This window comes from Cryobacterium cheniae, assembly GCF_004403395.1.
Taxonomy (GTDB): Bacteria; Actinomycetota; Actinomycetes; order Actinomycetales; family Microbacteriaceae; genus Cryobacterium; species Cryobacterium cheniae.
This window is the reverse complement of the sequence record NZ_SOGN01000038.1, coordinates 1-2,264: the sequence shown is the minus strand read 5'-3', so window position 1 is coordinate 2,264 and position 2,264 is coordinate 1. Positions and strand designations below refer to the sequence as shown.

3 protein-coding genes are annotated in these 2,264 nt (G+C 62.1%); all 3 read right to left on the bottom strand.

What is annotated here, in order from left to right:
• On the bottom strand, window positions 1–843 hold an 843-nt coding region (locus E3T23_RS08305; protein ID WP_134369919.1), incomplete at its 3' end, for a PDDEXK nuclease domain-containing protein.
• 401 nt (window positions 844–1,244) lie between these two features.
• Window positions 1,245–1,712: an SRPBCC family protein gene (locus tag E3T23_RS08300; RefSeq protein WP_174843860.1), complete on the bottom strand. Its 468-nt coding sequence runs from the start codon at window positions 1,710–1,712 to the stop codon at window positions 1,245–1,247.
• 10 nt (window positions 1,713–1,722) lie between these two features.
• Window positions 1,723–2,115: a hypothetical protein gene (locus tag E3T23_RS08295; RefSeq protein WP_134369917.1), complete on the bottom strand. Its 393-nt coding sequence runs from the start codon at window positions 2,113–2,115 to the stop codon at window positions 1,723–1,725.
• Window positions 2,116–2,264: the final 149 nt, after the last annotated feature.

Below are 2,264 nucleotides of genomic sequence, written 5' to 3'. Positions count from 1 at the left end.
GGTGTCTCGTCGGAGTCTGTCGTCGACGAGGGAGACGTAGAAGGCGAGTTTGCCGGCATGCTCGGGTTGGAACTTTCCGGTCTTCAGCTCGATGACGACGTACCGGAGTTGCTCGACGTAAAAGAACAGCAGGTCGAGGTAGAAGTCATCGCCGGCGACGTCGAAGTGGACCTGCCGGCCACCGAACGCGAACCCCTTTCCCAGCTCACGGAGCTTATCGACGATGCGGTCCATGAGGGCTTGTTCTAGGTCGCGTTCGGCTGCGTCCTCGGTCAGTTCCAGGAAATCAAACACGTAGGGGTCTTTGGCGATCTGCCGGGCCAGGTCGGAATCAGCGGGTGCTAGCTGGGCACTGAAGTTCGAGGGTGCGGCGCCGGTTCTCTCGAGGGTACGGTTCTTGATCTGGTTGAGCAGGACATTCCGCGACCATCCATTCTTTGCGGCTGCCGCGGCGTACCAGGCGCGGGTGTCGATGTCCTCGAGCTTGTCGAGGAGGACTGTGATGTGACCCCATGGCAATTGTCCAACAGCCTGTTGGACAATTGGGAGCTCCTCCGTCCAAGCCGCCGCGAAGGCCCTCATGTAGAACAGATTGCTGCGGGACAGGCCTGTCATCTTCGGGAATTCCACGCGCAAATCATGCGCCAGGCGGTCCATGACCCCGGCGCCCCATCCCTGCTTGTCCTGCTCGGAGAGGATGGAGCGACCGATGGACCAGTACAGCTCGATGAGCTGCGTGTTGACCGTGCGCTGCGCCCGCACCTGAGCCTCGCGGACCCGGAGCTTGAGCGAGCCGAGGAACTCGGGGTATCCGTCGGGAAGGGCAACATCATCACGGGCCATGGCCCAATTGTCTCCCGACTGTGGTCGGTGATCGTCACGGCTGACCACAGAAAGGACTAGTTGGCGGCGATGTAAGACCGCGCCAGGGCCATGATCTTTCGGGAGCGTCCATTTGAAAGCGCTTCGGCCGGCGACGCATCGTCTAGTTCCGGATGCATGCCCATGAGCCACGCTCTGGCAACTTCAGACGAATGAACGAAGCTGAGTTGTGGCCACCCGCCAATTTGCCAGCAGCCTGCTGAGAAATTGGCGTCTCGGCAGTCCAGGCACCCGCGAACTTGCGCACGTACTGAAGGTTGCCCGGTGGGAACCTGGTCATGTGCGGGAATTCGATTCGCAGATCCCATACGCCCGTGCAGACGGGGGCCTCGGCGTCCGGTCAGGACGTGAGCACCGTCACGTCAAGCGCGGGCGTAGCGCGACGCGAGTTGGCGCAGGGTGGCTTCGATACCGGCGGCGTTCTTCCGAGGAACGCCGAGCAACTCAAAGACCGTGCCCTGCACGGCTGGGACGGTGCTGTAGTCGAACGTCTCAGTGACGCGCGTAGACGTGGGCGTGAGCGGCGTGAGTTCCCAGCGCCACCGGTGGCCCGCTGGGCTACTCCATTCCACAAGCCGACCGTCCTCGAAGCACGTCACCGTGCTGGTGATGCGATACCGGACGCCGAACTGCTTCATCGCTACCGAGAATCGTGCGCCCTGGCTGAGCCGCCGCGGCCCCGACACCGTGTCGCGGACGGTGCCCGAGCCGTCCAGCTCACCGTGACGGTGCGGATCAGCCACCAACGCGAAAACGTCGTCGCATGAAGCTGGCACCTCCACAGTGCGCGCGACTCGGCGCGGTCCTTGCTCAACCTGTTCGACCGTCATACTGCCCAGCCTAAGCCGCGGCTACGTAGGACCGCGCCGCGGCCAGGACCTCTCGAGAACGCCCCTCCGAAAGCGCTTCGGCCGGCGAAGCATCACCCAGTTCCGGGTTCATACCCATAAACCACGCCCTGGCAACGTCAGTCGAATGAACCGAACAGAGGATCTCGAGCACCTGAAATGTGTCTCTGAGGAACTTTTCACTCGCATGTGGCGGCCGCACCGTTGCGTGTGCCCAGCGAGCAAGCGTGCGGGCATTCCTACCCACGATCGCCCCCAGCTGCGCCTGGCCCAGCTGCACCTGCAACTCCGCTGCGATCTCAGCAATACTCAGACCCACGGAGCGTTCATGAGCCGCGCGATCAGAACCAGAACGAGAACCATCCCCGGTTGACGTATTGAGCATGAACCGAGACTACCAATTTGCGGGTGTTATGACAGGTGATATGTCGGGCGATATGACCGATAATGGTTATTATGTCAGCTGGTAGCTGACATCTTCGCATTGGACGCGAATACGCCGGTTCGGTCGACCTCCCCCTCGCGGCGCGGATC

Bases quoted from the DNA above. Each gene is read 5' to 3' on its own strand.
- E3T23_RS08300 (WP_174843860.1), bottom strand. From the start codon at position 1,712: ATGACGGTCGAACAGGTTGAGCAAGGACCGCGCCGAGTCGCGCGCACT.
- E3T23_RS08295 (WP_134369917.1), bottom strand. From the start codon at position 2,115: ATGCTCAATACGTCAACCGGGGATGGTTCTCGTTCTGGTTCTGATCGC.